Origin of the sequence: Sedimentibacter saalensis (assembly GCF_007830175.1) — a bacterium.
GTDB classification, from domain to species: Bacteria; Bacillota; Clostridia; order Tissierellales; family Sedimentibacteraceae; genus Sedimentibacter; species Sedimentibacter saalensis.
The window spans coordinates 457,923-483,057 of record NZ_VLKH01000002.1 but is presented as its reverse complement, the minus strand read 5'-3'; the positions used below and the strand labels follow the sequence as shown (position 1 = coordinate 483,057).

Here is a 25,135-nt window from a genome sequence, read left to right as displayed (position 1 = left end):
GTCAGAGTGGCAATCTGATTAAATCTTTGGTTCAATTTTTATTATTTTGCATTTATGTTTATGAATTCGGCCTTGAGTTTTGAATAAACTATTTTCTGGCTGCTGTAAAGACCGTAATATCCCGACAACATGTAGCTGACGCTGCAGGCTATGGCAAATATCAGAAGTCCTTCTACGCCGAACAGTTCAATGGACAGCACTATTGATGCAATTGGAGCATTGACAACTCCGCAGAACAGCGCTACAAGTCCAATTGCCGCGGAGAAGCCAGGATTAAGCCCTAAAAGACTTCCTGCAAGGCAACCGAATGTTGCACCAATGAAAAATGTAGGGACTATTTCTCCGCCTTTAAAACCTGCTGCTATAGTTACAGCAGTGAATATTATTTTAAGAATGAATGCTTCAGGTCTCGCATTTCCTCCAATGGCTTTTTCAATTATGTTCATTCCTGCGCCGTTGTAATCTCCTGTTTTAAGAAGGACGGTCATGATAACTATTATGAGTCCACCCACAAAACCACGGACATATATGTTTTTTAGCTTTGATTCCATCAGGTGTTCTGTTTTTTTCATGGATACTATGAAAACAATGCTTAATAATGCACAAAGAGCTGCAAGTACTACAGTCATAATAATTGTTTTTAAAGTGAGATCCGGTATGTAGCTTAAATAAAACCTCACAGGCACTACACCGAAGTACAATGAAACGCCATATGCCATTAATGAAGAAACCAGACATGGAACAAGGCTTGAATAATAAATTACTCCAATGCTTATTACTTCCATTGCAAACAATGTGGCAGTAAGAGGAGTTCCAAACAACGCTGCGAAAACACTGCTCATACCGCATAGAGTTATTAGGTGCATGTCCTTTTCATCAAGGTGAAAAAAAGACCCTACAAACGAACCTATGCTTCCGCCAAGCTGAAGTGCTGCACCTTCTCTTCCGGCTGAACCTCCGAAAAGGTGTGTTATGAATGTGCTGATAAATATCAGGGGAGCCAGAACAAATGGAACCTTCTGATCAGAACGTATGGAACTTATTATTTGATTTGTGCCTGTGGAGTCGCTCATTTTAAACAGTTTGTACAATACGGCAATAACAACTCCGCCTATGGGCAAAAATAAAATTATCCAATTGTTTTCTGCACGAAATTCTGTAGCGTGCTCAACGCTTACGTGAAACAATGTCCCTATAACTCCACCTATAAAACCTGTTATACTTGCTAAAAATACCCATCTTATAAATGTCTTAATATAATTTTCTGCTGATTTGATTTTATGTACGTATAATTCCAATTTTTTACTCCTTTAAATTTTTCAACAAAAATAATTGTATCACAATTTTTCTGAATGTCAAAAAAATTACTTCTGTCATATAAACCTTGCCAAAAGATAGGCATCATTAAATTAAAAATACATATTAAATTCTAATCTTATTTTAATAAATCCCTAAAACAAGCTTAATTCTATGGATGTATATTAATAACATAGAAAATATAAATTTTGGAGGGCGAAATGAAAGTAACATTGGAACAGATAGACGAACTTAGAAACAGAGTTAATGTAAGCTATGAGGAAGCAAAAAGCACCCTGGAGAAAAATGACGGTGATCTCATAAAATCAATTATTGAACTTGAAAAGAAAAAAGGAAGAAAGAATGAATCAAAAGGAAACTTCACTTCATTCACAGACAGACTTTTGTCACTTAAACTGTCAATAAGGAACAAAGATGGGGAAACAGTGCTGAATATTCCGTTAATAATAGTTCTTGCTGTGTTCATAATGGCATTTTGGGTTGTGATATTCGGACTTGCGCTTGCAATATTGACTTCATGCAAGATTAAAGTATACAGAGACAAGAACTCAATGAATGTAAGTAGCTTGAAAAAGAACATGAAGGAAGCAGTTAATAAAATCAAGGTAAAATCCGAAGAAATCATTGTTGACGAAGAACAGCCATTAACTAAAAATGATGATAATGACGACAATGAAATAATTATTGAATAACAAAAATAAATATCAGGCACATGGCCTGATATTTATTTTAATAGCTTAAATTCTAATTATGGTTTTCACGATGAGCATAGTATACTTCAGAAAATGCATTCCAGGTTTCTTCGTCGAGAATTCCGGTAACATTAAGTGCCATGGCTGATTGAAAAGCTTGAACTGCTTCTTTGGTTTTTTCATCATATACACCGGTAATTTCAATGAATGGCACAGCATTAATTTTAGTAGATATATACTGAATTGCCTGCTGCAGAACAAAAGGAACAAGACCTTCATCCCCTAGTGAAAAATTTCTTCCGGGATATGCCAGACGGGGCAGGAGGGTTGATTCAGGAGGAATGCTTTTTATTATACCAAGGGCTTCATTGTATAAAAGATCCCATGTTACACGGTCTACGGCCCCTGTGGGCTCCAGGTTCTTGTTTTTTTGGTACTCAATGACAGCCAATCTTGTCGCTTCATCAAAAACTCTTGTTATTGGAACAGGAGGAATAGATTTGTTATATGATGATATAAGAGTAAGAAAATACTGCAGTATAGAAACACGGCGGCGAATATCTCCCAATAAAAGCGTCTCAGAAAGTTCTTCTTCTATTTCTTTAATAAGAATTCCTTCTGATGTTAATTCGGCAAGTTTTGTCACGGCCACGTATATATTAAATATTTTATACCATGTACCTTTATCGATTATTCCTGTCACAGGAAGATTGAACACACTTTGAAATAATTTGACTGCTTCTTCTGTTTCTTCACCAAAATATCCGTCAAGAGGAATTTTTGGAATAGCAGGAAAGTTATTTGAAATTCTGTTAAGCTGCATCTGTTTTCTAAAAACATCGAGACTGGAATCACCAGGCCTAAGATTTGTACCGGTATATCTGTATGTTATGTCTCCTACAGGAGCAATATTAAGAGATAAGTTTTCTCCGTAATAATATTTTAAAATTTCAAGCGGAGTATAACCTGAAGTGGCCAGATCCACAGTTCCCCATTGGTAAAGACCGTCGCATTGGGACACCCTGCCATCACAAAACAAGGCATATAACGGCTCAAAACGACCTTCTCTTGAAATATATTCATTGAATACTTCATCTACAATTCTGTCTATAGGCTCATATATACCTCTTTCAGGCACGAAAGCCTGATCAAATCTTGTATTGGATGTTATGTCGAACTGGTAGCCCCGGCTTCTGTACCATTCGGTGAATATTCTGTTCAGTGCAACTGATACAATGGCATGAACATTTGCTCTTATGGCATTTTCAGGCCATGTGGGGTACAACTCGCTTGAAGCTACATTTTTTATGTAATCAATGAAGGGTATGGTTACATTTTCAGCTTCCTCATCAGGTGCACCAAGATGGACGGTAATTACATCAGGTACAGTAACAACATTCTGATAAACTGTACCGGGTATTGGAAATTGCAATCCCTTTACTAATTTTTTATTGAATTTGTTTTTATATTTTAACCTTATGGCAATCTCCCCCATAATTATTAGATAATTCAATATATGCAAAAGGATAAAAGTTTCCATTAATCAATATTAAACTGAGATATTTATTTACAATAAGTTGTTAAAGAGAGTATAATAATAAAAAAACAGAGGTTTCCCATGGATAAGAAAAAAATTCTCATAGTTGAAGATGAACATAAAATTGCAAGATTTTTAGAGCTTGAGCTCAAATATGAAGGTTATGAAGTGGATATAGCAAACAACGGCAGAGAGGGACTTGAAAAAGGGAAAGAATCTGACGTTGATTTGATAATTCTTGACCTTATGCTGCCTGGCTTAAGCGGAATAGAAGTATGCAGGAGATTAAGGCAGACTTCTGAGGTTCCTGTAATTATGCTTACTGCAAAAGATGATATTTCTGACAAGGTAACAGGACTGGACATAGGTGCTGATGACTATATGACAAAACCTTTTGCTGTTGAGGAACTTTTGGCACGAATAAGGGTTCTGTTAAAAAGAAAAAACATAAACAAGGAAAAAGAAGAAGCGCAGATTCTTGAAATAGGCAAGCTTAAGCTTTGCAAAAACAACTACAAGGTTGAATATGACAATGAAAACATCGAACTTACAAAAAAGGAATTTGAGCTTCTGGAATTCATGATGATTAATAAAAATATTGTGCTTACCAGGGAAAAGATACTGGATAAGGTGTGGGGATATGATTATTTCGGAGACACAAATATTATAGATGTGTACATAAGATACCTAAGAAGCAAAATAGACCAGAAGTACAACGTAAACCTTATAGAAACAGTAAGAGGCGTCGGTTATATAATTCGCGATTGAAGGATTTCATATGATTAGGACCATTAAGAAAATACTTAAAACATTGCTGGGCATTGTTCTGTTTCCTTTTAAATTGATGTGGAAGCTCATTGTTAATCTTCTGAAAAGGTTTAAGTTTTCCATTGCGTTTAAAATATCTGCATCATACTTTTTTCTTTACATTGTAATAATCCTTATTGTTGCAATGATTACATCTGCAGGTTACATGCTAAACGAAATAAATAAATTTGAAAAGAACATTGCTGAAAAGGATGTTGAAAACATCATAGACAATTATCCGGAAATAAAAAATCTCAACATGGATGTAAGTGTGAAGACTGTTGAAATTTTTGACAGCAGCCTGAATCCCGTCTATCCTTCCGGCTCAAGAAGCAGGTATTCAGACAACATTATAGTAGTTATTGAAAAACTGTTTTATAACAGGGAATACATATATTCCTCAAGCTTCTACTATGGTGCAGAAACATATTACATCAACATAAGCTATGAAATAACAAGTCTGCTGTCGGATGCAGCACGGATTTGCATGCTTGTGTTAGTTTCAGGAACCATTGGACTTTTTTTCTTTGTACCCATAGTTTCAAGAACAAGCTACAAGGTCATTGGGCCTATTAAAAACATGACGGAAATAACAAAGACCATAACAGTTAACAACATAAACACACGTCTTGACATAAAGGGCACACAGGATGAGCTGAAGGAACTTTCTCAGACATTCAATGAAATGATGGACAGAATAGAAGAAGGCTACACCACTCAGCAGCAGTTTGTTTCAGATGCCTCTCATGAACTCAGAACTCCAATTGCAGTTATAAAGGGATATGTAAACATGCTTGACAGGTGGGGGAAAAACGACAAGGCAGTGCTGGAGGAATCCATAAGTGCCATAAAGAATGAAACAGAAAGTATGCAGGATTTAATTGAAAAACTTTTGTTCATTGCAAGAAGTGACAAGAGCACTCTTACATATACAAAAGAAGATTTTAAAATTTCCATAATACTCAATGAAATAGAAAAAGAAACAAAAATGATTGATCAAAGACACAGACTGTATTTCAAATTTTATGAAGATGCCACAATATATGGTGATCAGAAAAGAATAAAGCAGGCAATTAGGATACTGCTTGAAAATGCAATGAAATTTACACCACAGGACGGATATATAATGGTATCAAGCTTTATTCAGGATGACTACTACGTCATAAAGGTGGAAGATACAGGAATAGGAATTGAGAAAAAAGATCTTGAAAAAATATTTGAAAGGCTTTACAGAGCTGAGCAATCAAGGAGCAAGGAAATAGGCGGTCATGGCCTTGGACTTTCCATTGCAAAAATAATTGTGCTGGGCCACAAGGGGAAAATAAAGGTGAAGAGCACTCTTGGTAAAGGTTCCGAGTTTTCAATAATGCTTCCATACATATAGTAGGGACCTAACGAATTTTTGCAAAATACTTTATAACTGATTAATCGACAAAATGCAACAAAACAAGTCAAGGATAAATCCTTTTGCAAATAGTATAATAGCTTGTACACTATAGAGAAAGGATTTGAAAAAGTGAATTTAGAATTTGTTGAATCAGGTCAAATCATGACAATCAAACTTAAAGGGGACTTAGATCACCACAGCGCTGACGAATCAAGAGTGTTGATTGACGAAAAAATCAAAGACGAGAAATACAATAAAATAGTAATAGATTTAAAAAATCTTGATTTCATTGACAGCTCAGGTATAGGGTTCGTAATCGGGCGATACAAGGTTATCCGCAAACGCAATGGAGTCATTGAAATAGTCAATGCAAGCAAAAAAGTGAGAAAAATTCTCGATATGAGCGGCATTGGCAAAATCATCAATATTAAATAGGGGGATAAGATGCAAAACAATTATGTATTTATAAAAATACCGAGCTTTTCTACAAATGAATCCTTTGCAAGAGCGGCAGTTGCGGCGTTCTGTTCCAGCTTGAATCCAACTATTGAGGAAATCTCGGATATTAAGACGGCTGTATCAGAAGCAGTTACAAATGCAATAATTCATGGTTATGAAGATGAAGTTGGAGATATAGAAATACAGTGCAGAATCAAGGGACAAATGGTTGAAATAATCATTGAGGATTTCGGCTGTGGAATTGTAAATGTGGAAAAAGCAAAGGAACCTTTGTATACAACTAAACCGGAGCTGGAGCGTTCCGGAATGGGCTTTGCTGTTATGGAGACATTTATGGACGAGCTCATAGTATTATCTGAAAAAGATGTGGGCACAAAAGTAATAATGAGAAAAACAATCAATTCAAGAAAATAGGAATAATAGATTTAGAAGTTTCGGTTATGTAACTGAAACTTCTTGTTTTTATAATGCTATGAGGCAAGACCTATGGAGAAAATCATGAACGTCAAAAATAATAATTTGCACAGCCATTGTTTTTGTACAGTTTTTAAATTCAATTTGTATTGAAATTTCAAAACTAAGTAATATAATTCTTCTAATGTTCTGCAATAATTTAACAGCTCATATTAAAAAAGGCACAGTTAGTGCTTTTTTTTAGTATTCAAAAAATATTTTTGTAAATAATACTTATGAGGTGATTTATATGAAAAAAAAGATATTTTTATTATTAATACTTTTGGTCATCAGCTTTACTGCCATATATTTTGGCAACAGCATTGACAGATCTATAAAAAAAATTCCTGAAAGCGCCGTTTTGTTATAGGAGGAAAGATGAAATACAACAAAGACAGTTACAAGCAGGTTGTTGATGAATTTACGCCAAAAAATAAAATGCTTAAAAATTGCTTTTATGCTTTTATATTCGGTGGGGCAATATGCTTACTTGGTGAAGTGTTTAAAAACATATTCATTTCGGGCCTCGGCGCAGCTGAGGAAGATGCAGGTCCAATGGCATCTGTTGCTCTTGTTGGACTGAGTGCCCTTTTGACAGGTTTGGGATGGTATGACAAGTTGGGCAAGTATGGAGGAGCAGGAACAGTTGTTCCAATAACAGGTTTTGCCAACTCTGTTGTATCTCCTGCTCTTGAATTCAAGAGGGAAGGATATATTTTGGGAACTGCAGCAAATATATTCAAACTTGCTGGCCCCGTATTGGTATTTGGATACCTGGCATCATTCATAGCAGGTTTATTGAAATTAATTACAGGATAAGGAAGGAAATATAAGTTGAAAAAAATCGGCAAGCAAACATTCAGCATAAAAGACAATGTGTTCATAAGAGACACATATACAATTGTGGGCAAAAAAGAAGGCCAGGGACCTTTGGGCAATAAGTTTCACATGGTTGTTGAAGACGACCTGTGGGGAGAAGATTCCTGGGAAAAAAGCGAATTGAAGTTTCAGAAAACCGCAGTTGAAAAGCTCATGGAAGCAAATCAGTTGAAAAAAAACCAGATAGATCTCATGATTTCAGGAGACCTTTTAAACCAGATAACATCTTCTTCGTTTGCTGCAAGAGCCATACAGCTTCCTTATATAGGAGTGTACGGAGCATGCTCAACTATGGCTCTTACCATGGGATTGGGATCACTTTTAATTGACGGTGGATTTGCTGAAAACATAATTTGCGTAACATCCAGCCATTTTTGCAGCGCAGAAAGGCAGTACAGACTTCCCCTTGAAATGGGTGGACAAAGGCACATGTCAGCTCAATGGACAGTTACAGGTTCTGCAGCTGTGTGGCTTTCTAAAAATGGAAGTGGCGGTCCCAGAATCAAAAATGTTACATTTGGAAAAATAACCGACCTTGGAGTTAAGGATGCAAACAATATGGGAGCTGCTATGGCGCCTGCAGCATATGACACGCTGAACCAACATATAAAAGACACGGGAATTGATTATGATCTTATTGTTACAGGAGACCTGGGAACAGTTGGTAAGGGAATAGTAAACAAAATGTTCAATGAAGATAACAACAGCATAGAAAAAAAATACGATGACTGCGGAACAATAATTTTTGATATTGAAAAACAGGATGTTCATTCCGGAGGAAGCGGATGCGGATGTTCAGCAACAGTCTTTGGTGCTTTTTTGTACAGAAAGCTTTTGGATGGAGATATTAAAAAGCTGCTGTTCACATCAACAGGAGCATTGCATTCTCCTACAGCCACACTTCAGGGTGAAAGTATTCCTGGAATAGCCCACAGCGTCGGAATTGAAATTTAAAGGAGCAATTATGAATTATATAATGAGTTTTGTGGTGGGGGGCATAATATGTGTCATTGGGCAGATAATCATCGATACATTCAAAAAGAACAATGCATATCTGCTTGTATTAATGGTTGTAACCGGAGCTGTCCTTGGATACTTCGGAATATACGACAAGCTGGTTGAAATAGGGTATTCAGGAGCAACAGTGCCTCTATTAGGATTTGGTAATACTCTTGCAAAGGGAGCCATGGAAGAAGCGGCTTCTAAAGGCTTCATGGGTGCATTAAGCGGAGGAGTGATTAAGACTGCACCTGGTGTTGCAGCTGCCCTTATGTTTGGCTACATAGTTGCTGTCGTGTTCAACCCGAAGAGCAATAAATAAGGCTATTGGCAAACTAGTTTGCCAATAGCCTTTTTCTATATATACTTCTAATGTTTTAATTTGAAATTGATTCAATTATGGTGTCCAGCGGAACTTGAGAATCACTAGAATCCTCTATAATGTCGTTAATGATATCTTCCAGTGCTCCGCCGCCGTTGTTGTTTCCGTTACCATTGTTGTTGCCGTTTCCGTTATTACCATCGTTGCCGTTGTTGTTGTTGTTGTTGTTTTCGCCTGAGTTTTGCTCATTTTGCCACTGGTCATAATGCCATTTTGTGTGGGATGTGCAAATCTTTGTAGGAACCTGATACTGATAATCTGCAGTGATTATGCCTGAGAATGCCAAATCAGCTACCGGAACTCCCAGTACATGTGTTATCTGCTTGTTAGCATCAAATGTTACCTGACCAGCGTAAATTTGTTCTAATTCTTCAATAGAGAAAGTGACTCTGTCTTCCAGTACCTGTTGATATAGTTTTTTTGCTTCAAGGTTGCTTGATTTTGCTTCAGGATCATAAAGAGGATTTCTGTTTACAAATACTCTTTCTTCCAGCAGGTTTCCAGGACAAAACGGTGATGCCAGCAGATTTGTGGTTGTGCAAACCTGGACTTTAACATGTACGTCACATGTTTCTGTTGGTTGAGTTCCCGGAACAAAGTATTCTGTAATTACCTGGCTTCCTCTCTGGTCATGCTGGCATAGGTCAGAAGGAAGTTTTCCTGATTGGGCACATACCTGTACAGGTATCAAGTTTGGATTCAGTGCAAATTTTGCAGGAGCCAAGCCTTGGTGAATAGGTGTCATTATACCGCTCCACAGTCGTGCTGTGTTTCCGCTGTCTCCTGATAGTTTCATCTGAACATTGTCATTTCCAACCCAAATTCCTCCTACAAAGTAAGGCGAAAATCCTACAAACCAGAAATCTCCGTTTGCCTGAGTTGTACCTGTCTTTCCTGCAACTTCTATTCCCATTTCTGCAGGAAGCTTAGCTTTGTATGAAAGTCCCGGATTAACCGTGGATCTTAAAATATCCTTCATGAGTGAAGCAACTTCAGGGCTTACAACAGTGTGAGTTTCAGGAATTTTTTCAAGAATTGTCTCACCCTTGCTGTTTGTAACTGTTGTATATACTGTAGGTTCTATATAAACACCATCATTTGCAATTGCTCCATAAGCTGCAGTCATTCCAAGAGGAGTGAATCCCTTTGTAAGCCCTCCCAGTCCAAGAGATGCAAGATTCACATCATTGTAGGCAGTATTTTCAGCAGGAGAAACAAATGAATCTTTTTCCGGATTATTTGCATTGATAAGCCCAAGTTTTGCCAGAGAATCTATTGATGCATCCGTTCCGATTGTTTCTAGCATTGAAACTGCATTGGTATTAATTGACTGTTCAATTGATTTTCTTAATGTAATTTTTCCCCAGTACTTTATATCCTTGTATTCGTACCAGTTTTTAGGCCATCTGTCTCCTTTTTCATTGTATCTTGGAAGGTCATCAAGAACGTATGCTGCTGAATAACCAAGGTCAAGAGCAGGAAGATATACAGACAATGGTTTTATTGTTGAACCAGGCTGCCTTGTAGCATCTGTGGCACGGTTGAATGTCTTGCTTCCTTCGATGTCTCTTCCGCCAATAAGTGCCTTAATTTTTCCTGTCTTGTAATCAAGTATGACAGTTGCTGACTGAGGCTGCACTGTTCCGTTTTCCTGGAAGAAGAAGTATCCTTCCGGAATTCTAAGAACATTGTCGCTTCCAACAACAAACATTTCAGCATTTTTTTGAACATAATCTTTTGGTATTCTGAAGCTTCCTTTTGTACCTTTTTGTTCAAGAATCTCATAATTGTTTCCAATGTTGAGAGCACCTATTTTGTGTGAAACAAAGTTTAATTTTTCATCGACTGTGTATCCGTCAACTATGTCTACAGTTGAAGTATAAATGTCGAATTTCTTAGAACTTATAACAAGGTTTCCGTTTTCATCGAATTTATATTCATCAGGATTAAGATAAATGCTGTTACTTGCGTCCATTATATTGCCAAGGGCATAATATATGAGCTGGCCGTTTTCATTTAATATATTAAGATTTGAATCAAGGCTTCCTGTTCCTTGACCATCAGACCACTTAAAGTATCTCCAGTCCTGGGCTATTGGCTTATCTCCTGAGGGAGCTGCACCAAGAAACAATGTTGCAAAATTGCTATATGAATCTTCCAGTGACTGCTGCATGGAAACATCGATAGTTGTTGTTATTGTAAGTCCGCCTTTGTAAATGTAGCCTTCGGCATCTTCATAAGACATGCCTTGTGAAGCCATTAAGTCTTCAATTACTTTTTCCTTTACATAATCCATAGGTGTTGAAGATATTCCTTCAACTTTTGTCTGTCCGGGATTTAAAGCTTCACGCATGTCTTCAGCCATGGCGGCATCGTGCTCTTCCTGTGTTATCAGACCTAAATCAAGCATTCTGTTAAGTATTACTATCTGTCGGTCAATAGCATTTTGATTGTACACACATGCATATTGAACAGATCCAATGTACACATAACCTACAATGTCTTCTTCTGGTATTTCTGCAGTGTCCTCAAGGTTGTATCTGTTGAACGGTGCATAATAAACTGTGCTCTTGGCAGCTCCTGCTAAAAGTGCACTTTCAGCCAGCGTTAGTTCGCTTACATCCTTTGAAAAATATGTATGAGCAGCTGTTTGAACTCCATATGAACTTTGACCAAGTGGAATGGTGTTCAGATAATTTTCAAGAATTTGGTCTTTTGAAAGTTTTCTTTCCACCTGAAGTGCAAGGTATATTTCTTTAATCTTTCTTTCCCAGGATTTTTCATTTGTCAGATATAAATTTTTAACAAGCTGCTGAGTCAGCGTGCTGGCTCCCTGAGCAGTAGGGTCTCCGACTTTCACGTTGTGCAGAAGAGAACCTGCTATACGCTGAATATCAATGCCGGGGTGATCCTTGAAACGATGATCTTCTATTGCTATGAAAGCATTCTGTAAATGAAGTGGTATATCGCTTAAACTTACTATTTCCCTGTTTTCATTAGGGTCATGAATTTGCTCGATTATATTTCCGCCTTCATCAACTATAACTGAACTTTCAGTTAAGTTTTTAAGCGCATTTGCAGGGTCGATTTCAGGAGCGCTTTTCATAATTCCTATAACCATTCCTGCAACTGCTCCGCCTACAATAATTATGGCTGCAAGAATAACAAGAAGAGCAATTCTGAAAATTACTTTTCTTTTCTTTTTTGCTCTTCTCTTTCTAATTGTCTCTTTTCTTGTATCTTCACTTTTGCTTTCTATTATCTCTAAGTCTTTTTTATTTTCTTTTGACATAATTACCTCCGTTAGAACTACATTACTAGTATACCTCAAAACAATCTAATATTGTCAAAGATTTAAAGTTCTTACATATTATATAATAGAAAGGGTGTGAAATCAATAGTTGAAAAATCGGAATGGAACATTCATCAAATTCATATTGCTGTTTTTAATGTTTTTTGCGCTGCTGACTTATTATTATGTGGAAGTGAGCATCAAACCTACTCTTGCTTCAATTTGCGAGGTTAAAGCCAAAGTAATTGCAACGCAAATAATAAATGATACAGTGAGAGAAGAACTTAACAAGGATGCCTTAAAAGAACAAATTTTAATACCAACATATGACAGAGAAGGAAAAGTTAACATGATACGAACCGATGCAATGGTAATGAATACCATATCTTCCAATATTGCCAGAAACGTGCAACAAAAAATTGTAGATCTTAAAAATCAGACATTTTCAATACCGCTGTTTACGGCACTGGACAGCCAGCTTCTTGCAGGAAAGGGACCGAGGCTGAAGTTCACAATACTTCATCAGGGAAGCGTCCTTGTGGATTTTGTAACTGAATTTGCAGAATCCGGAATTAATCAGACAAGGTACAAAATATACATAACCGTGGATGTTGAAATAAGCGTTTTAAGCCCAGTAACAACAAGCAGCACCACCGTTGGAAGCAATGTACTCATTGCAGAAGTAGTAATTGTAGGAGATGTCCCTGATTCGTACATGAACCTTCCGTCCCTGAAAAATGAATAGATATTGCAAAATTTATTCTTAAGTAGTATATTTACTTGTGTACAGAAATATAATACATATGTTAAAATAATGTACAAATGATAATTATCGGAGGATACATGGATAAGGAAAAATGTTTAATAGTTGCAGTGCAATTATCTACAGATAAAGCAGAAGAAAACGATATGGAAGAGCTTGAGCTGCTGGTGGAAGCAGCAGAAGGCGAAGTTGTGTCAAGTATCATCCAGAACAGGCAAAGCATAGACAACAGATATTATGTGGGACAGGGAAAAATAGAAGAAATTGCTGCTTATGTTAAGGAACTTGAAATAGACACAGTAGTGTTCAATGATGAGCTAAGCGGCTCGCAAATAAGAAATATAGAAGAGCTAATAGATGCAAAAGTAGTTGACAGAACAAATCTCATACTTGACATATTTGCAAAAAGAGCCCTCACAAAGGAAGGACAGCTTCAAGTGGAGCTGGCCCAGTTAAAATACAGCCTTCCCAGGCTCATAGGCCTTAACAACAACCTGTCAAGAACCGGCGGAGGTATAGGCACAAGAGGTCCGGGAGAACAAAAGCTTGAACTTGACAGAAGACGAATAAAGGAAAAAATAAACGACATTCAAAATCAGCTTGAAGACCTTGGAAAAGTAAGAGAAACAAAACGAAAGAAAAGAATGAAGGATCAAGTTCCCATAATTTCAATTGTAGGCTATACAAATGCAGGAAAATCAACGCTGTTAAATGCACTCATGGACAGTGAGTACAGTGAAAAAGATGATGCTGAACACAAAAAAGTATTTGCACAGGATATGCTTTTTGCAACTCTTGATACGGAACTGAGAAGAGTGACTCTTCCTGGAGGCAAGAAAGCAGTGTTTTCAGATACGGTTGGATTTATCAAGAAGCTGCCAACACAAATCGTTGAAGCGTTCAAGGGAACTCTTGAAGAAATCAAGTATGCAGACCTTATAATTCACCTAATAGACATAAACGATGAAAACTTGCAGCTGCACAAGGAAACAACAACAAAACTTGTTGAAAAAATCACTGACAAGGAAATTCCGGTTTTAACAGTTTACAACAAGGTAGATAAAATATTGAGCGACAAAATAACAACTGTTTCAACAAATGACATATTGTACATTTCGGCAAAGACTGGGTTTAATATTGATATGCTTCTTTCGACTGTTGATTATAAAATAAACGGAAAAAGCACTACATACCTATTGATGATACCAAACAGCGATTTGAAAAATTATTACTGGCTTTATGAAAACAGAAAGACAGACAATGTTGAATTCGGCGGAGAAGGAGTAACCCTTGAAGCAGTGTTGTATGACAATGAAAAAGAACAGTTCAATAAATATATAACGGGTATTAAGAATGAGTGATTACAAATCAATTCATAAAGCCGGAAGAGATGAAATAATTATAAACAAATCTAAGTTCATAGGTTCAGCATCACCTATTGAAAATGAACAAGAAGCCATTGAATTCATAGAAAAAATAAGAAAAGAATTCAAGGACGCAACACACAATGTGTATGCCTATGTAATAGGTGAAAATTCAAACATACAAAGGTATTCAGACGACAAGGAGCCGTCAGGAACTGCCGGTATGCCTGTACTTAACGTTATAATGCAGGAAAATTTGAGAAATGTAGTGGTTGTGGTAACAAGATATTTCGGAGGTGTGCTGCTTGGTGCTGGAGGGCTGGTGAGAGCATACACCAAGGGAGCAAAAATCGGACTTGAAAAAGGCATTATAGTTGAAAAAAACTTGTACTACCAGGTGTCTTTTTCAATTGAATACCCGCTTTTAGGAAAAATGGACAATGAGCTTATGAAAAACGAGTTCATAGTCAAAGATAAAATTTATTTAGATCAGGTTGAGTTTCACCTTGTTGTGAAAGAAGGAGAAACAGAAAAAATCAAGGCCGTCGTAAAGGAGATTACAAGCGGGCAGGCTGAAATCACTGTGGGACAGGCAGACTATTATTCCGTCAGGGACGGAAAAATAGTGGAATAAAAATAATGCAAAAAAACAAACAAATTTATCTAAAATATTTGAAATATTAAAAATAATATGGTAAAATACGATGTTATATTAAACGTAGGATAGTAAGGAGGAAATATGTCAGGTCATTCAAAATGGAAAACTATAAAAAATAAAAAAGGTAAGGCAGATGCACAAAGAGGTAAAATATTCACTAAACTGGCAAGATACATTACAGTAGCTGTCAGAGAGGGGGGGCCTGATCCGAACTATAATTCATCACTGGCAACAGCAATAGAAAAAGCAAAATCACAAAATATGCCTAATGACAATATAGACAGAGCAATAAAAACAGGTATGGCTGCAGCATCAGGCGAAAACTTTGAAACAATAACATACGAAGGCTACGGACCAAGCGGTACAGCATTCATGGTTCAATGCCTCACAGACAATAAAAACAGAACAGCTGCCGATGTAAGGCATTATTTTTCAAAAAATAACGGAAACCTTGGAACAACAGGCTGCGTAGGATACCTGTTCAGCAGAAAAGGTATCATTGAAATTGAATTAAGCGACAGCATAGATGAAGAAACTTTAATGATGCAGGCTTTGGAAGCTGGAGCTGAAGACTTTGAAACACAGGACGACAGCTACGAAATTACAACAGCACCTGAAGACTTCATAAAAGTACTGCACGCATTGAAAGAAGCAGGATACACTAACATAAAGGGTGACATCATGTACATCCCTGCAACAACAGTAAAAGTTGAAGATGAAGAAAATGTTAAATATCTTGAAAGATTAATTGAAGCTCTTGATGACTGCGACGATGTCCAGGAAGTGTACCACAACTGGGATGAACCGGAAGAAGAGGAAGAAGAATAATATCATAATAACTCACTCTTCATAAAATTTTTTAAATTATATGAAGAGTGAGTTATTTTAGTTTGCCACAAGTTTATTTAATTTGGTTTATTATGTTATTTATCTTTTTACATATAGATTTATTGCTGCAACTACCTGGATCGCATTCAAATGCATTTTTGTTTTTACGTCCACTATTTAAATTTAATAAAAGACAGACTAAATTACAGGTTATACAAATGTTGAATCTAACCAATTCATTGAAGTTACAACATTCCTGATCAATAAATTTATTTAGTTCTTTAGAATTGTTTTTAATTAATTTTGATAGTTCAAATTCACCTACATATGCAACTGATTGAAGGTCTTTAAGATGATTCATTATGGAGTCAATTTCACATGAGCTAAAACCAACTGTATTTAATAAGGTTAAGATTTCACTAAGTTTATTTTCAAGAATTCGTTTTTTGTCGCATATTACATCAATAAAACTATTTATTAAACTATCCAGTTCTGAAAGCTCTTCTTCATTTATACACATCTTTAATGCACAGCTCATTTTTACACTTTCACCGAAAATTAATTCGGCAAGTCCTTTTTCTTCTTTAAAAATAGAATTTATGAGTTTTTTTATTGTGCAAAACATTTCTTTTTTAATTTTTATAAAGATATCGAATTCTGAATCTTTTATAAATTTAATGAGACTAATAACTGTTCGTAATTTTCTTAATAGTATCATGTTTTTTTCAACTATTAATTTCATCAATGTTATAACGAGATTATTGATTTGTTTAATATCATCAAAAGTACAATAAGATGCAATATTTGTTACACCTTTTCCTAATTTATCTATTAAGTAACCTAACGAAGATTCTTCTGTGCCTATACTTTCTAAAACAGAATTCAAATTGTTTAGAAGTTCAAATTGTTCATTGTAATCTAAACAACCAATCCCTTCCTTTTGTATAAAGTTAAGGGTTTCTCTTAATTTATTTTCTAAAATATTGTTTTTTTGTATTATAGTCTTCAAAGTTCGTATTATGCTTTGAATAATATCAATGAAATCACAGACAGTTATGCAATGATTTATTGCATTACATAACAAGTTTGATTGAGCTTCAAGCAATGATGCAATAGAATACTCTTCGTCGGCTACTGATCCAACAATAGAAACAGCATTACTTGGTATTCCTTCAATATTAAAATTCATATTATTATAATTTTTATTTGACATAGTCATACTCACATTCCTTAAGATTTTGTGCATTTCATAAAAATTAACAGCCTGTATTATATTTTATACAGGCTGTCTTGATATGTTACATTATATGTTACATTATATTTACCAGTAAGTATAAAAGGCTCAAGAAGTCTGAGCCTTTTATTACATTATAGTGATAGTATGAAATTAATAACTTCTAAATTCTTTTGTTGTAATATCATGTTCTTTAATGTGATTGATTCCAGTAAAGTTGTTGCACTATCGTTTACAGCAACTAAGTTTCCAATGTTGCCAGGTGTAATTCCGGCGATAGCGTTGATTTTTAATGCTTCAGTGCCAATAAGAGCTGCAAGTGAAAATTCCTCATTAGCAATTGATTGTTGAAGATTAGATAATGTTGCAGCAAATACTGCCAATTGTGCAGGTGTAAAACCTAATGCAAGCAACGCAAGTATATCTTCAAGTTTAGCTTCTAAGATCATATTTTTCTGAACTACTATATCTATAACAGATGTGATGGTATTATTGAATGCTAATAAACCAGGTATACCTGCTGCGCTAGTAGTTAAGGCTACTGCTCTGTTTAATTTAGCTGCTTCACCTTCAATTAATACAGCAAGTCCATTTTCTTCAACAGTTATTGAAGTTATCAGACTATTTATTGCAGCTATTGTTGCTGCAACCTGTGCTGCTGTTGGAGTTGGGAAAGAATCTGAATTATTAACTATAAATCTAACAAGTCTTCTCAATTTACTTAAAAGCACAAGATTTTTTTCTGTTATAACTCTCAACAGTGATATTACTATTTGGTCAACAGCCTGTAATTGTGCTAAGGAAAGGGCTGGAGCTAACAACCTGACTGCATTACCCAATGCTCTAATCAAATTGCCCAATGCATTTTCTTCGTTTGCAATTCTAGCAAGAATTGCTATTAAATTATCTACAAAAACTGGAGAAATTATAAACGATGGTTCATTTTCAATATAGTTTAAAGTTTCTGTTAACTTTGCTTCTAACACTGTATTTTTCAGCAAAACGGTTTTCATTGTACGTGTAATACTTTCAGCTAAATCAGTAAAATTAGCAAAAGTTAAAGCAGCGCCGGTTAATAATGATAGTTTATCTGCTTCTTCTTGTATTATAGCTGCAAGAGCATTTTCTTCTGAAGCAACTGAACCTACTATATTAAATGCAGCAGCTGCATTTAAGCCCGGGATTTGTTGAATGTCAACGTCATTTTGTACATTATTATCTTTTATGCTGTCACTATTTATATTAAATATATTTGCCATGATTTCTCACGTTCCTTTATAATATTATACAGGTATAGCCTGTACAACGTCATAATATTCTCGTGTCCATTATGTGTTCCACATTATTTGTGTAAAACTCCCTGTCTTTAATACAAATTTTCTTAATTACAGATTTATATAAAAATACTAATACCTCCATAGATTTTATGATCAATATGGAGGTAATAAATAATATAGACAGATATTAGTGATATCATTTATCTTGTAAAATGATTACGTAGTTGGTAATATAGTTACGAGGTGAAACTGCAATGAATTTAATGAAAGAATGCATCATATGTCCAAGAAACTGTAAAGTTGACAGAACAAAGGGGAATAGGGGATACTGCAGAGAAACTGACAAGTTAGTTGTTGCCAGAGCTTCTCTTCACATGTGGGAAGAGCCGTGCATTTCAGGAACAAACGGTTCAGGAACTGTATTCTTTTCCGGATGTTCTCTGGGATGTGTATACTGCCAAAATTTCAATATATCAAAGGGGATGTCAGGAAAGGAAATTACTACAGAAAGGCTTGCAGAGATTTTTCTCGAGCTTCAGTCAAAGGGAGCCCACAACATTAATCTTGTAACCCCAACCCATTTTGTAGTGCAGATAATTGATGCTATTATAATAAGCAGAAAAAAAGGACTTAACATTCCTATAGTCTACAATACCAGCGGTTATGAAAAAGTTGAAACCATAAAAATGCTTGAAGGACATGTTTCCGTATATCTTCCTGATTTAAAATATATGGATGAAAATATTGCAAAAAAATATTCAAACTGCCAGGATTACTTTTCACTTGCTTCTAAGGCTATAGAGGAAATGGTGAGACAGACAGGAGAAATTGAATTTGATGAAAATGGTATGGTTGTTAAGGGTGTAATTGTCAGACACATGACATTGCCTGGATATCTTGATGATTCCAAGAACATAATAAAATATGTCCATGAAACATTTAAACATAAGATATACTTAAGCATTATGAACCAGTACACGCCCCTTACTGAAGTATCAAAGCATCCTGAAATAAACAGAAAGATAACTGAGGATGAATATGATGAGCTTGTGGATTATGCTGTTGATATAGGCGTTGAAAATGGTTTTATACAGGAAGGGGAAACTGCCCTTGAAAGCTTTATACCGGATTTTGACAATGAAGGAGTATAGCAGATTTTGGGGTTTATAAATAGAACATAATATAAAATTACCAATTTAAATTGATAAATAAAATTATTTAAAATCTCCTATAAATTATTCTAAAAAACTGCCGATATGTTTCTTAAGATTTAATAGTGACAATGAAAATCAATCTAAATAAATTAACTGAAAAGTATCAATTTATTCATAAATTGTCAATTTATTAAGCATACGAGTTTAAGGAGATAAAATTATGGTACGTAATAGAAATTTGTTAGCTAAAATTCTTTTGTTCATTGGTGTTCCGGTTATAATAGCGTTTTGTGCAACGGCAGTATTCATATTGCAAAAAGTGGGTGATTCAGTAAGCGATTTAACCCAAAGGGAACTTGCATCTAAATCTGAAACTGCATCATATCAGGTAAGTGAATTTTTCACTAAGCATTTATCAATTGCCGAGCAGATGTCTACAAACAGCCAGATAGAAAAAGTATTTGAGGAGACTGTTCCCGGAAAGATTATTACCGAAGTAAAAAGCTTTGCTGATGCAAAGAAAACCATGGTCAATGTGCAGGAAACAGATCCTAAAAATATAGTGGTTTCATGGATAGCTGATGCAGACTCCAGCCAGCTGACACAATCTGATGGCTATTTGATTTCTGAAGGATGGGATATGAAATCAAGGCCATGGTATGCTCCTGTAACAGAAAAGCAGAGTGTGGTGCTTACTGATCCATATCAGGATACAGTAACAGGCAATATAATTGTAAGTGCAATATGCCCGGTATATGAAGAAGATACCAAAGAGTTTCTGGGTGTTGTGGGAATAGATTTCTCAATTGAAAATATTGGGTTGTTAATGAAAGAATATAAGCTTGGAGAGACGGGATTCTATATTCTGGCCACAAGCAATGGACAGGTTATTTATCACCCGGTTGAAGAGTATATAAACAAGAGCATTTCTGAGACAGACATGTCTGAAAACATTAAAAATGCCATTGAAAACAATGAATCCGGCCAAATTGAATATGAGTCCCAGTCAGAAAAAACACACGGATACGTATCAAATGTAGGAGATACTGGATGGGTAGTCGCTACAGGGCTTCCTGACAAAGAATTCAACAAAACATTTAATTCTGTTCGAAATGCCATTCTTATTTCATTTGGCCTGGCAATTATAATAATTTTTGCATTGATTGTACTTATTGCCATGGGAATTGTAAAACCTTTGAAAAAACTTAGAGGTGTTGCAAATGAAATAGCCGATGGTAATTTAAATGTTCAGATGGACATACAATCACGTGATGAAATAGGACAAGTGGCAGATGCCATTGAGAAAACTGTCATAAGGTTAAGCAAATATATTGACTATATAACTGAAATATCTGAGGCATTAAACACATTCGCCAAAGGAGACATGTGTATTACTCTTACACAGGACTATGCCGGTGAATTTGCTCCCATTAAAAGGGCTTTAAATGATATTTCCTTGTCCCTCAGCAATTCACTTTCAGCCATCAACATATCAGCTGAACAGGTAAACGAAGGAGCTTCACAGGTTGCAGACGGTGCTCAGGCTTTATCATCAGGAGCCACAGAACAGGCAAGTTCCATAGAACAATTGTCAGCTTCCATAAATGAAATATATGAATCCGCAAATAAAAATGCAGAAAATGTATATGCAGCATCAAAGTATGCAGATGAAACGGTGCACGAAGTTGAAGACAGCAACAATTATATGGAAAAAATGCTGCTGGCAATGAATGAAATTGAAACAACATCAAATGAAATAAGTAAAATTACAAAAGCAATTGAAGATATAGCTTTCCAAACTAATATCCTAGCTCTTAATGCTGCAATTGAGGCATCCCGTGCGGGAAATGCAGGAAGGGGATTTGCAGTTGTAGCTGATGAAGTGCGTAACCTTGCTGCAAAATCAGCAGAAGCAGCAAAAAATACTGTTAGTTTAATTGAAAAGTCTATTTCATCAGTTAAGGAAGGTTCAGGAATCGCTCAAAACACAGCAAAATCACTTGAAATTGTATCAACGAAAACAAAGTATGTTAAAGATATTATTTCAGAAATCGATAATGCATCTCAGGCTCAGGCATCTTCCATCTCTGAAATAAATAAGGGTATAGAACAAATTTCCGCCATAATTCAAAACAATGCCGCAACAGCAGAAGAAAGTTCAGCATCAAGTGAGGAACTGTCAGCTCAAGCTGCAGCATTAAAAGATGAAGTAAGTAAATTTAAATTATTGAGTGAATAAGAAACTCAGTAATTAAACAAATGAAAAACGCTCGTTTAATTTAACGAGCGTTTTATTTTGCAATTAGAATGTTTTTAAGAAATCAGGAATCTTGAAATCCATGGCTGACGGATTGCTTTCATTTGATGATTTTTCCTTATTTGAAGAAGAGGCAGCTGCCTGGGAAATTTCTTCTGCAATGTCAAAACCTGTGGCAACTACTGTGATTTTTATTTCATCTCCAAGAGACTCATCTATGTTTGCACCGAATATTATATTTACCTCTGGATCTGAAGCTTCTTCTATGAGCTTTGCAGCTTCGTTTATTTCATGAATTCCCATGCTCAAACCGCCGGTGATGTTTAAAATTACTCCTCTTGCTCCATTTATGGATGTTTCAAGAAGAGGGCTTTGAATAGCCTGTTTTACAGCAGTGAGAGCCTTGTGTTCGCCGCTTGCCTGTCCTATGCCCATATGTGCCAGACCCTGATCAGACATGATTGTCTTTACATCGGCAAAGTCAAGATTCACAATTGCCGGTATTGCTATAAGGTCTGAAATTCCCTGAATACCTTGTCTTAAAACGTCATCTGCCAGAGAAAAGGCCTCCAGCATGGTTGTTTTCTTGTCTGTTGTTTCCAAAAGCTTGTCGTTTGGAATAACTACAAGGGTATCTATGTTTTCTTTAAGTTTTTTCAAACCCTGTTCTGCGTTTTTCATTCTTTTTCTGCCTTCAAACATAAAAGGCTTTGTTACGACTGCAACTGTAAGTATTCCTTGTTCTTTTGCTATCTTTGCAATGCATGGAGCTGCACCTGTTCCGGTTCCGCCGCCCATGCCGGCTGTTATGAACAGCATGTCTGCACCTGCAACTAATTTTGCTATTTCCTTTTCATTTTCCAGAGCTGATTTTTCACCGATTTCCGGTTTTGCTCCTGCACCCAGACCACTTGTCAGATTTTTTCCTATTTGAAATTTTATATCTGCTTTTGAGTTGGCCAATGCCTGCTTGTCCGTGTTTACGCTTACAAAAGTGACACCTTTGACACCTGCTTCTATCATTCTGTTTACGGCGTTGTTTCCGCCGCCGCCAACTCCAATTATTTTAATGTTCGCAAGTTTTTCTGATGTATCTTCAAATTCAAACATAAGTCCTCCTGTAGAGATTTCTCTCTATGCCAAAAATATTAATGTATTATTACTATGGTATTTTACAATGCTTTTTAAAATTTTGCACGCTTTATCTTATAATATCGTCAAATATTATAAAAAAGTTATATTGAACAATATAACTTTTTAAAATTAAGCAAAAAAAATAAACCAACAGAAAATGAATTGGCTTTGTTATATTGACTTTTAGAAATTCACATGTTATATTATTGGTTGATATAAAAATATACAATTATAACAAGATAACATAAATATAGCACAAAATCATCGTTTTGTCAATAGTTTTTTAAAAAATTTTTAGGGGTGTTTTATGGAATTTAATGTTGCAGCGCTTTCATCTTCAATAGTACAAAAACAAGCAATCAACGAAATAATCATGTGCAATGATTTTACAGTGGAGTACGGTCTTGTGCTTACATTGGAACAGGCAGCCGAGCTTGTGGAAACTCGTTTCACATCATTGTCTGCAAACGGACGAATTGAATTGGGAGGAGGCGTTATAGATAAAATTATAAAAGAATTTTGCGATTCACCGTATATCACTGGGTATAACTATGCTGAAACTCTGCAAGAACTGCTTAAACTGTTTTATTTTTATAAAAATGAAACTCTGGACTTATTAAGTGATGATGATCTTATTAAGTTTATGAAAGATTCATTCAATAATACCTGTTGTGGATCAATTGAGCTGCTTGCAGGACGTGAAATGAATAAAATGGCCAACAACCTTAGATATGGCTATGCTCCATCTTATTCGGAGCATACATGTGAAGCTTATGAGGAGGACGAAGATGAACAATATTGAAAAACTAATTCATATAAACAGACAAAAATTAAATGAAGAATTTTATTTCAGGTCATTGATTGAAGAAGCAGCAAGTCTAGGGATGATTGATGAAGAAGATGTAGAGAACGTTCAGTATCAATGTTTAGAACTCTTAAAACACAGGATTGAAAAATTAAATCAAGGGGAAAGCAGTTCTGTAAGGGTTGAAATTGCAGAAAAAATTATGACATCTAATTTATATACTGTCGGCATATGGCTTAAGACAATGGACAATGCAGATGAAGCAATAAAAGAAATAAAAAAAACAAACATATCACTCATTTATGAAAAAGGAAGAAAAAGGATTCATACTAAGCTTAATTCAGCCCGTCACATTCACATGATGGTTCTTAAAAACCTTCTTAAGACTGATAATTACACATATAATGCCACACTCAACGATGGAATAAATGGATTTTTTAAAATATACAATCCTGATTATGAAGCTCATGAAATACGCATAACAGCAGATTATCCACTATCAATTCCTGTCAACAATCTGGCAGGAATCGAGTTTGTGCTTAAGTATCTGGAAAATATATATTATGAAAATATGTTTTGTGCTTGTTTTTCAGCTGAAGATATAGAGCATGTTATGTTTGGATATTCTGAGGACTACAAACATTTAGTGATTAACATATACGAAATTGTACTAATTGTTGCAATAGGTTGTAAAATTGCAGGAAAAAAGGCTTTTGACTTAAATATAATGCCGGTTCACAGAAAAATTACAGCAGATAAATTGTTCTTAAAATCAGAAGAAGAAATAGAGAAAATTGTTATAAATGCAAGTGAAGAACTTGAAGAGGAACTTAACATAAACAACATTTACATGAAACAATATATAAAGAACAGTCTTCCTAAAGTAATATCTTCTATAATCAATACAGTAAAACTAAGCACTTATGAACATGTGTTTATATCAAAAAAATTTCAGGAATTGAACAGAAAATTCAAATTTGACTATGGAATTAAAATGGAGGATGAGTTGTACAGGAGTACGGTTCAAGAAATTACCCAGTGTCGTTACTCAAGTGATAAATTGCTTATTATAAAAAGAAAAATTAAATCAATGGCCGATATGGAAGATTTGCTGCTGGAAGATGAGCTGTCCGAAAATGAAATAAATGCTGTGTTACAAGGGCTTGACATGATTGAAACCGCAGCTTTGGCAAGGCGTCATGATTTTAGAGAGGAGAACAAATCTGATTTTAGCATTGAAGAATTGAAATTAAGGAATTGTCTGGAAAACTATATAACCATGCAGGAAGAAAATCAAAAAAGACTCTTATTGAAAACTATGGATCTCATGGAAGATTAGCAAAAGTTTACATAAATCTACAATTTATGATTAAATTGTTTGAAAAAGGGTAAATAAATTCAAAACAATAAAATAAATAATGTGTCAAAAAATAAAGTTTTATATTGAAAGGAGAGGA

22 protein-coding genes are annotated in these 25,135 nt (G+C 35.4%); 16 read left to right on the top strand and 6 right to left on the bottom strand.

Features of this window, described 5'->3' with window-relative positions; genetic code table 11:
• Nucleotides 1-41 precede the first annotated feature (41 nt).
• Nucleotides 42-1,298, bottom strand: coding sequence for a chloride channel protein (locus tag LY60_RS05135; RefSeq protein ID WP_145080895.1), 1,257 nt, complete (start codon nucleotides 1,296-1,298; stop codon nucleotides 42-44).
• Nucleotides 1,299-1,517: 219 nt separating this feature from the next.
• Here LY60_RS05135 and LY60_RS05130 point away from each other — a divergent pair, with 219 nt between their 5' ends.
• Nucleotides 1,518-2,009 (top strand): DUF4342 domain-containing protein, encoded by a 492-nt coding sequence (locus tag LY60_RS05130; protein ID WP_145080892.1) that lies wholly within the window; start codon nucleotides 1,518-1,520, stop codon nucleotides 2,007-2,009.
• Nucleotides 2,010-2,061: 52 nt separating this feature from the next.
• Here the strand turns inward: LY60_RS05130 and LY60_RS05125 are convergent, their stop codons facing one another.
• The gene (locus LY60_RS05125) at nucleotides 2,062-3,522 is read right to left on the bottom strand and encodes a peptidoglycan-binding domain-containing protein (protein ID WP_212633447.1); all 1,461 of its coding nucleotides are present in this window, start codon (nucleotides 3,520-3,522) and stop codon (nucleotides 2,062-2,064) included.
• Between the two features lie 105 nt (nucleotides 3,523-3,627).
• Between LY60_RS05125 and LY60_RS05120 the strand changes: the two genes are divergently transcribed.
• The 7 genes from LY60_RS05120 to spoVAE all read left to right on the top strand — a co-directional run bounded on the left by LY60_RS05120 (nucleotide 3,628) and on the right by spoVAE (nucleotide 8,852).
• Nucleotides 3,628-4,314 carry a response regulator transcription factor gene (locus LY60_RS05120; RefSeq protein WP_145080887.1) on the top strand — a complete coding sequence of 229 codons (687 nt, stop codon included), beginning with the start codon at nucleotides 3,628-3,630 and terminating at the stop codon, nucleotides 4,312-4,314.
• 10 nt (nucleotides 4,315-4,324) lie between these two features.
• The gene (locus LY60_RS05115; RefSeq protein ID WP_145080884.1) at nucleotides 4,325-5,737 is read left to right on the top strand and encodes a sensor histidine kinase; all 1,413 of its coding nucleotides are present in this window, start codon (nucleotides 4,325-4,327) and stop codon (nucleotides 5,735-5,737) included.
• 102 nt (nucleotides 5,738-5,839) lie between these two features.
• Nucleotides 5,840-6,175 carry an STAS domain-containing protein gene (locus tag LY60_RS05110; protein ID WP_246145370.1) on the top strand — a complete coding sequence of 112 codons (336 nt, stop codon included), beginning with the start codon at nucleotides 5,840-5,842 and terminating at the stop codon, nucleotides 6,173-6,175.
• Nucleotides 6,176-6,184: 9 nt separating this feature from the next.
• Nucleotides 6,185-6,613 carry an anti-sigma F factor gene (gene spoIIAB, locus LY60_RS05105; protein ID WP_145080881.1) on the top strand — a complete coding sequence of 143 codons (429 nt, stop codon included), beginning with the start codon at nucleotides 6,185-6,187 and terminating at the stop codon, nucleotides 6,611-6,613.
• Nucleotides 6,614-7,030: 417 nt separating this feature from the next.
• Nucleotides 7,031-7,471, top strand: coding sequence for a stage V sporulation protein AC (gene spoVAC, locus LY60_RS05100; RefSeq protein ID WP_145080878.1), 441 nt, complete (start codon nucleotides 7,031-7,033; stop codon nucleotides 7,469-7,471).
• Nucleotides 7,472-7,486: 15 nt separating this feature from the next.
• Complete coding sequence (gene spoVAD / locus LY60_RS05095) at nucleotides 7,487-8,485, top strand: stage V sporulation protein AD (RefSeq protein WP_145080875.1); 999 nt, start codon at nucleotides 7,487-7,489, stop codon at nucleotides 8,483-8,485.
• A gap of 10 nt (nucleotides 8,486-8,495) precedes the next feature.
• Complete coding sequence (gene spoVAE / locus LY60_RS05090) at nucleotides 8,496-8,852, top strand: stage V sporulation protein AE (RefSeq protein WP_145080872.1); 357 nt, start codon at nucleotides 8,496-8,498, stop codon at nucleotides 8,850-8,852.
• Between the two features lie 55 nt (nucleotides 8,853-8,907).
• Here the strand turns inward: spoVAE and LY60_RS05085 are convergent, their stop codons facing one another.
• Nucleotides 8,908-12,204, bottom strand: coding sequence for a transglycosylase domain-containing protein (locus LY60_RS05085; protein ID WP_145080869.1), 3,297 nt, complete (start codon nucleotides 12,202-12,204; stop codon nucleotides 8,908-8,910).
• Between the two features lie 109 nt (nucleotides 12,205-12,313).
• Between LY60_RS05085 and yunB the strand changes: the two genes are divergently transcribed.
• The 4 genes from yunB (at nucleotide 12,314) to LY60_RS05065 (ending at nucleotide 15,817) form a co-directional block, all read left to right on the top strand.
• Nucleotides 12,314-12,949 (top strand): sporulation protein YunB, encoded by a 636-nt coding sequence (gene yunB / locus LY60_RS05080; protein ID WP_145080866.1) that lies wholly within the window; start codon nucleotides 12,314-12,316, stop codon nucleotides 12,947-12,949.
• A gap of 98 nt (nucleotides 12,950-13,047) precedes the next feature.
• The gene (hflX, locus tag LY60_RS05075; protein ID WP_145080863.1) at nucleotides 13,048-14,328 is read left to right on the top strand and encodes a GTPase HflX; all 1,281 of its coding nucleotides are present in this window, start codon (nucleotides 13,048-13,050) and stop codon (nucleotides 14,326-14,328) included.
• Complete coding sequence (locus tag LY60_RS05070; protein WP_145080860.1) at nucleotides 14,321-14,965, top strand: YigZ family protein; 645 nt, start codon at nucleotides 14,321-14,323, stop codon at nucleotides 14,963-14,965. The genes hflX and LY60_RS05070 overlap by 8 nt, the downstream gene beginning before the upstream one ends.
• 105 nt (nucleotides 14,966-15,070) lie before the next feature.
• Nucleotides 15,071-15,817: a YebC/PmpR family DNA-binding transcriptional regulator gene (locus LY60_RS05065; protein ID WP_145080857.1), complete on the top strand. Its 747-nt coding sequence runs from the start codon at nucleotides 15,071-15,073 to the stop codon at nucleotides 15,815-15,817.
• 73 nt (nucleotides 15,818-15,890) lie between these two features.
• On the opposite strand, the gene LY60_RS05060 is transcribed toward LY60_RS05065, so the two are convergent.
• The gene (locus LY60_RS05060) at nucleotides 15,891-17,030 is read right to left on the bottom strand and encodes an alpha-helical endospore appendage domain-containing protein (RefSeq protein WP_145080856.1); all 1,140 of its coding nucleotides are present in this window, start codon (nucleotides 17,028-17,030) and stop codon (nucleotides 15,891-15,893) included.
• Between the two features lie 155 nt (nucleotides 17,031-17,185).
• Nucleotides 17,186-18,310 carry an alpha-helical endospore appendage domain-containing protein gene (locus LY60_RS05055; RefSeq protein ID WP_145080853.1) on the bottom strand — a complete coding sequence of 375 codons (1,125 nt, stop codon included), beginning with the start codon at nucleotides 18,308-18,310 and terminating at the stop codon, nucleotides 17,186-17,188.
• 272 nt (nucleotides 18,311-18,582) lie between these two features.
• On the opposite strand from LY60_RS05055, the gene LY60_RS05050 reads away from it, so the two are divergent.
• Both LY60_RS05050 and LY60_RS05045 read left to right on the top strand, forming a co-directional pair.
• Complete coding sequence (locus LY60_RS05050; protein WP_145080850.1) at nucleotides 18,583-19,479, top strand: radical SAM protein; 897 nt, start codon at nucleotides 18,583-18,585, stop codon at nucleotides 19,477-19,479.
• 223 nt (nucleotides 19,480-19,702) lie between these two features.
• A complete protein-coding gene (locus LY60_RS05045) occupies nucleotides 19,703-21,721 on the top strand; it encodes a methyl-accepting chemotaxis protein (RefSeq protein ID WP_145080847.1) in 2,019 nt (672 codons plus the stop codon).
• 63 nt (nucleotides 21,722-21,784) lie between these two features.
• Here LY60_RS05045 and ftsZ read toward each other — a convergent pair whose 3' ends face one another.
• A complete protein-coding gene (ftsZ, locus tag LY60_RS05040) occupies nucleotides 21,785-22,849 on the bottom strand; it encodes a cell division protein FtsZ (RefSeq protein ID WP_145080844.1) in 1,065 nt (354 codons plus the stop codon).
• 331 nt (nucleotides 22,850-23,180) lie between these two features.
• Here ftsZ and LY60_RS05035 point away from each other — a divergent pair, with 331 nt between their 5' ends.
• A complete protein-coding gene (locus LY60_RS05035; RefSeq protein ID WP_145080841.1) occupies nucleotides 23,181-23,675 on the top strand; it encodes a DUF6323 family protein in 495 nt (164 codons plus the stop codon).
• Nucleotides 23,662-25,017, top strand: a complete 1,356-nt coding sequence (locus tag LY60_RS05030) for a DUF6179 domain-containing protein (protein ID WP_145080838.1) — start codon at nucleotides 23,662-23,664, stop codon at nucleotides 25,015-25,017. The genes LY60_RS05035 and LY60_RS05030 overlap by 14 nt, the downstream gene beginning before the upstream one ends.
• Nucleotides 25,018-25,135 lie beyond the last annotated feature (118 nt).

Excerpts from the sequence above, each read along its gene's own strand:
- LY60_RS05130 (WP_145080892.1), top strand. The coding sequence starts at position 1,518 with ATGAAAGTAACATTGGAACAGATAGACGAACTTAGAAACAGAGTTAAT.
- LY60_RS05120 (WP_145080887.1), top strand. The coding sequence starts at position 3,628 with ATGGATAAGAAAAAAATTCTCATAGTTGAAGATGAACATAAAATTGCA.
- LY60_RS05115 (WP_145080884.1), top strand. The coding sequence starts at position 4,325 with ATGATTAGGACCATTAAGAAAATACTTAAAACATTGCTGGGCATTGTT.
- spoIIAB (WP_145080881.1), top strand. The coding sequence starts at position 6,185 with ATGCAAAACAATTATGTATTTATAAAAATACCGAGCTTTTCTACAAAT.
- spoVAC (WP_145080878.1), top strand. The coding sequence starts at position 7,031 with ATGAAATACAACAAAGACAGTTACAAGCAGGTTGTTGATGAATTTACG.
- spoVAE (WP_145080872.1), top strand. The coding sequence starts at position 8,496 with ATGAATTATATAATGAGTTTTGTGGTGGGGGGCATAATATGTGTCATT.
- LY60_RS05085 (WP_145080869.1), bottom strand. The coding sequence starts at position 12,204 with ATGTCAAAAGAAAATAAAAAAGACTTAGAGATAATAGAAAGCAAAAGT.
- hflX (WP_145080863.1), top strand. The coding sequence starts at position 13,048 with ATGGATAAGGAAAAATGTTTAATAGTTGCAGTGCAATTATCTACAGAT.
- LY60_RS05070 (WP_145080860.1), top strand. The coding sequence starts at position 14,321 with ATGAGTGATTACAAATCAATTCATAAAGCCGGAAGAGATGAAATAATT.
- LY60_RS05065 (WP_145080857.1), top strand. The coding sequence starts at position 15,071 with ATGTCAGGTCATTCAAAATGGAAAACTATAAAAAATAAAAAAGGTAAG.
- LY60_RS05060 (WP_145080856.1), bottom strand. The coding sequence starts at position 17,030 with ATGTCAAATAAAAATTATAATAATATGAATTTTAATATTGAAGGAATA.
- LY60_RS05055 (WP_145080853.1), bottom strand. The coding sequence starts at position 18,310 with ATGGCAAATATATTTAATATAAATAGTGACAGCATAAAAGATAATAAT.
- LY60_RS05050 (WP_145080850.1), top strand. The coding sequence starts at position 18,583 with ATGAATTTAATGAAAGAATGCATCATATGTCCAAGAAACTGTAAAGTT.
- LY60_RS05045 (WP_145080847.1), top strand. The coding sequence starts at position 19,703 with ATGGTACGTAATAGAAATTTGTTAGCTAAAATTCTTTTGTTCATTGGT.
- ftsZ (WP_145080844.1), bottom strand. The coding sequence starts at position 22,849 with ATGTTTGAATTTGAAGATACATCAGAAAAACTTGCGAACATTAAAATA.
- LY60_RS05035 (WP_145080841.1), top strand. The coding sequence starts at position 23,181 with ATGGAATTTAATGTTGCAGCGCTTTCATCTTCAATAGTACAAAAACAA.
- LY60_RS05030 (WP_145080838.1), top strand. The coding sequence starts at position 23,662 with ATGAACAATATTGAAAAACTAATTCATATAAACAGACAAAAATTAAAT.